Origin of the sequence: Rathayibacter sp. AY1F3, from assembly GCF_002931975.1 — a bacterium.
Lineage (GTDB): Bacteria > Actinomycetota > Actinomycetes > Actinomycetales > Microbacteriaceae > Rathayibacter.
The window spans coordinates 1-5,080 of record NZ_PSVF01000060.1 but is presented as its reverse complement, the minus strand read 5'-3'; the positions used below and the strand labels follow the sequence as shown (position 1 = coordinate 5,080).

Here is a 5,080-nt window from a genome sequence, read left to right as displayed (position 1 = left end):
CCTCACGCGGACAGGCGGGAGCGGATGCGACGAGTGCGCGCCCGGGGCACAGCGAGCACCAGACCGGCTGGGCGGTCGACGTGGTGGGAGCAGGGGAAGCGGCTATGTCACCAGGCGGGGGTGGGAGATCCGTCAGACGGGCCTCCGAAAGCGCTCCGAATAACAGTACGGTAACGAGCGGCGCGTGTCACGCCCGATCGTGTCCGTCTGTGATCGCTAGACCGCCTAGGAAGTGGTCCCCGGCGCGTAATCGGGCGCATCCGGAAGGCCGAAGACGCGCTCGAGCGTCTCGATGCCGGAGTCGTGCAGGTACCCGGAGAGCTGGGTCCCGACGTACCGCAGGTGGTACGGCTCCGACTCGTACCCCGTGATCGGAGTGGTGTCGGGCTTGTAGCGCACGAGGAAGCCGAAGCGATGGGCGTTGGCGCCGACCCACTGCCCCTCCGGAGTGTCGCCCCAGCAGATCTCGAGCGCGCACGCGCCCGACGCTCCCACCACGTCGACCGCCCAGCCGGTCTGGTGCTCGCTGTGCCCCGGGCGCGCACTCGTCGCATCCGCTCCCGCCTGTCCGCGTGAGGACACCCAGCCCGCGTAGACGCTGACCTGGGTGTCGTAGGAGCGGTAGGCGCTCTGCACCGCCAGCGAGAGGCCGGCCTCGGAGCGGGCGGCGGCGAAGAGCGGGACGAGGGCGTCCGCGGTCGCCTGGCGCATCGGCTGCCGGTTGACGTAGGGCACGTCGGGGAAGGTCAGGTCGGCGGGGACGTAGTCGACCGGCGCGAGCGTCCGCAGCTTGTTGACGACGACCCAGGTGCTCGCCGGGTCGTCGACGGACTGCGCGGTGAGGTCGATCCCGGAGGCGGTGGGAGTGGGTGTGGGAGTCGGAGTGGCGGTCGGCTCCGCTGTGGGCGCCGAAGTGGTAGCGGCGGCGGAGGGCGACGGAGCGGGCGGCGCCGTCGAGGGGGTCGGCGAGGGCGCCGGCGCTCCGTTCCCGATGGCGGCTCCGACCCCCAGCGCGGTCAGGCCCGCCGCGGCGGCCACACCCCCGATGACCAGGGCTCGGCGGCGGACGGGGCGCCCATCGGTCGGCTCGTTCTCGTTCGACGTCATCCTCCGAGCCTAGACAGACCCGTTCCTGCGCATCTGCTGAAGCACCGGCGATCGGTTCTGTCCACCCGTGCCCCTCCACGCGGGTCGCGCATATCCTCTAAGGATTCACATAAGCAGACCCCCTAGCTTGAGTGACAGCCACGACTCCGCGTGCGACCGCCCCCTCGGCTGCACGGCCCCCCACGGAGCCGTCGATGGAAGGACCCCATGCTCCGACCCCTCACCGCACCCTCCGTCCCTCTCGCCGCCCTCGCTCGGACGCTCGAGATCGGCGACGAGGGCGGCCTGACGGCCGAGATCAGCGGAGTGACGCTGATCGCCTCCGACGTCGAGCCCGGCGACCTCTTCGTCGCCCTGCCCGGGGTCAACCGCCACGGGGCCGAGTTCGTCGAGCAGGCCGTGGCCCGCGGCGCCTCCGCCGTTCTGACCGACACCGCGGGCGCCGACGCCGCGCGCGCGACCGGTCTGCCCGTCCTCGTGGTCGACGACCCCCGCTCCCGCCTGGGCGCCGTCGCCGCCGCCGTCTACGGGACGGCTGAGCGCTCCCCCGTGCTGCTCGGCGTGACCGGCACCAACGGCAAGACGTCGACCGTCCACATGCTCGAGGGGATCCTCCGCCAGCTCGGCGTCGTGCCCGGCCTCAGCTCGACCGCGGAGCGCCACATCGGCGACACCTCGGTGACCAGCGGCCTGACCACCCCGGAGGCGACGGAGCTGCACGCGCTCGTCGCCCGCATGGAGGAGGAGGGCGTCGGCGCGGCCGCGATCGAGGTCAGCGCCCAGGCGCTCACCCGCCACCGCGTCGACGGCGTGATCTTCGACGTCGCCGGCTTCACGAACCTCAGCCACGACCACCTCGACGACTACGGCGACATGGACACCTACTTCGGCGAGAAGGCCCAGCTGTTCCAGCCCGATCGCGCGCGCCGGGCCGTCGTCTCGCTCGACTCCCCCGCGGGCGCGCGCCTCGTCGAGGTCGCCGGCGTGCCGGTCACCACGATCACCTCCCTCCCGGGCGTCGACGCCGACTGGACCGTGACGGTGCTCGAGCAGGAGTTCGGCCGCACCCGCTTCCGGATCGGGAACCGCGAGGGCCGCGCCATCACGACCTCCGTGCCGATCATCGGCACCCACATGGCCGCCAACGCCGGGCTGGCGATCGTGATGCTGATCGAGTCCGGTCGGCCGATCGGCGAGATCCGCGCTGCGCTCCACCGCGACGGCGGAGTGGACGCCTCCCTCCCCGGCCGCACCGAGCGCGTCTCGGGCGAGCGCGGCCCCACGGTGTACGTCGACTTCGGACACAGCGCCGACGCCTTCGCGCGCACACTGGAGGCCGTCCGCGAGGTCACTCCCGGCCGCGTGGTCATGGTGTTCGGCGCCGACGGCGACCGGGACGCGCTCAAGCGCCCGGCCATGGCCGAAGCCGCCGTCCTGGGCAGCGACGTGCTGGTCGTCACCGACCACCACCCGCGCTTCGAGGACCCGGCATCGATCCGGCGCACCCTCGTCGACGCCGCCCGCGCCGCACGTCCGGACGCCGAGATCCACGAGGTCGACGACCCCAAGCGCGCCATCCGCGTCGCCGTCTCCCTGGCGCACGAGGGCGACGCCATCCTCTGGGCCGGTCCTGGGCACCAGAACTACCGCGACATCCTCGGCGTGCGCACGCCGTACTCGGCCCGAGCCGAAGCCCGGGCAGCGCTCCGTGAGGCCGGCTGGGCGGACGAGGCGGTCCCCGCTCCGGCCTGATGCACGGCCCCGGCACGGCGGCCCTGAGATCCCGTTCAGGCTCGCCGGACGCTCTGTCGCGCTCTCCGCACGCGGTGTAACTTTGCGCAGCACGCAACGTTTGCGGCGGATCGCCGTGCCTGGACGCGTCCGCCAGACAAGGGGACCACCGTGGCCGACTCCGCCTCCGCTCCATCCGCTCCGACCTCGACGCCGTCCGGCGCCGTGATGTCGCACCGGCAGATCCTGTTCGTCATCTTCGGGCTGATGGCGGGGATGTTCCTCTCCTCGCTCGACCAGACCATCGTCGGCACCTCGATGCGCACCATCGCGGACGACCTCGACGGCCTCTCGCAGCAGGCGTGGGTGACCACCGCCTACCTGATCGTCTCGACGATCGCGACGCCGATCTACGGCAAGCTCTCCGACATCTTCGGACGCCGCCCGCTCTACCTGATCGCGATCGTGCTGTTCCTGATCGGCTCGACGCTCGCCGGCTTCTCGACCTCGATGCTCGGCCTCGCGGGCTTCCGCGCCGTGCAGGGCCTCGGCGCCGGCGGACTCATGTCGCTCGCGCTCACGGTAATGGGCGACATCCTGCCCCCGCGCGAGCGCGCCAAGTACCAGGGCTACTTCCTGGCCGTCTTCGGGATCTCCAGCGTCGTCGGACCGCTCATCGGCGGCCTGCTCGCCGGCACCCCCGAGATCCTCTTCATCACCGGCTGGCGCTGGGTCTTCCTGATCAACCTCCCGATCGGCGCCGTCGCGCTCTTCATCGTCGTGCGGTTCCTCCACCTGCCCAAGCCCGCCGGCAAGCGCTCGGTGCGGATCGACTGGTGGGGCGCCTCCCTCGTCGTCATCGCCGCGGGACCGCTGCTGCTGATCGCCGAGCAGGGCCGCGAGTGGGGCTGGGGCTCGCCGATCGCGTGGGTCTGCTACATCGTCGGCGCGCTGGGCGTCATCGGCTTCATCGCGGCCGAGCGGATGATGGGCGACGACGCGCTCATCCCCCTCAAGCTCTTCCGCTCGCCGACCTTCTCGATGGCGACCGTGCTGGGCGTCCTCGTCGGCTTCGGCATGTTCGGCGGCATGATGGCGATCCCGCTGTACCTGCAGCTGGTGAACGGCGCCACGCCGACCGAGTCCGGCTTCCTGATGCTGCCGATGATCCTCGGCCTGATGATCGCCTCGATCGTCTCGGGTCAGATCATCTCGCGCACGGGCCGCTACCGCGCCTTCCCGATCGTCGGCACGTTCCTGATGTCGGCCGCGTTCTTCTACTTCACCTTCGTGACGATCGACAAGCCGGTGATCTTCATGATGGGCGGGATGCTGATGCTGGGCCTCGGGCTCGGGCAGATGATGCAGACCCTCACCCTGGCCTCGCAGAACTCGGTCGACGTGGCGAACATGGGAGTCGCGACCAGCGCCTCCACGTTCTTCCGCCAGATCGGCGGCACCCTGGGCACCGCCGTGATCTTCTCGGTGCTGTTCAGCCGGATCCCCGACACCATCGCCGCGGCCTTCAAGAACCCGGCGCTCGCGGCGGATCTGCAGCGGGCCGTCACCGATCCGGCCGTCGCCGCGGACCCGGCCAACGCCGGGATCCTGAAGCTGCTGCAGTCGCAGGACACCGCCGCGATCGGCTCCGCGCTCGACGGGGACACGTCGTTCCTGAACACCGCGGACCGCGCCCTGTCGGCCCCGTTCCTGACCGGGTTCAACGACGCGACCGTGACCGTGTTCCAGGTCGCGCTGGGCGTGGTCCTGCTGGCCTTCGTCCTCTCGTGGTTCCTCAAGACCCCGCCGCTGCGGGCGAAGTCGGCCATGCAGGAGGCGCACGACCTCGCGGCCGAGGACAGCGCGGAGGAGCTGCGCCGCACGGACCCGCAGCTGGCCGCGCGCGCCGGGGCCGACCTGGCCGCGGGCAGCATCGAGCCGGACGTCCGGACGGACTCGATCCGCACCGCTCCTCCCCGCGACGGGCACGGCGCCCACCGGGCCTGATCGGGAAGCGCCGGCCGACCGCGTCCTGCGCTCCGCTGCTCTCCTCCGAGGCGCCGCCTCCGCCGCCCGGACACCGCCCTCACCGCGGTGTCCGGCCGGGGAGGCGGCGCCTCACGATCGTCCGGGGTGCGGTGTCCCGCGTTCCAGGGCGAGAGAGCGCTCCACCGGGGCTCTAGGATGGTCGGACCGCTGCCGAAGGAGTCCGCAATGAGCGCCGCCCCCACCCCCTCCCCCG

The 5,080-nt window shown here is 71.9% G+C and carries 3 protein-coding genes and 1 pseudogene; 3 read left to right on the top strand and 1 reads right to left on the bottom strand.

The genetic code is table 11. The features are described from left to right. Positions 1 to 83: pseudogene (locus C5C39_RS17000) on the top strand (D-alanyl-D-alanine carboxypeptidase family protein); the annotation flags it as partial. Between the two features lie 142 nt (positions 84 to 225). Here C5C39_RS17000 and C5C39_RS16995 read toward each other — a convergent pair. Beyond that, the gene (locus tag C5C39_RS16995; protein WP_104269403.1) at positions 226 to 1,107 is read right to left on the bottom strand and encodes a D-alanyl-D-alanine carboxypeptidase family protein; all 882 of its coding nucleotides are present in this window, start codon (positions 1,105 to 1,107) and stop codon (positions 226 to 228) included. A gap of 207 nt (positions 1,108 to 1,314) precedes the next feature. On the opposite strand from C5C39_RS16995, the gene C5C39_RS16990 reads away from it, so the two are divergent. Further along, complete coding sequence (locus C5C39_RS16990) at positions 1,315 to 2,859, top strand: Mur ligase family protein (RefSeq protein WP_104353936.1); 1,545 nt, start codon at positions 1,315 to 1,317, stop codon at positions 2,857 to 2,859. Between the two features lie 207 nt (positions 2,860 to 3,066). Continuing rightward, positions 3,067 to 4,845, top strand: coding sequence for an MDR family MFS transporter (locus C5C39_RS16985; RefSeq protein ID WP_104246965.1), 1,779 nt, complete (start codon positions 3,067 to 3,069; stop codon positions 4,843 to 4,845). Positions 4,846 to 5,080: the final 235 nt, after the last annotated feature.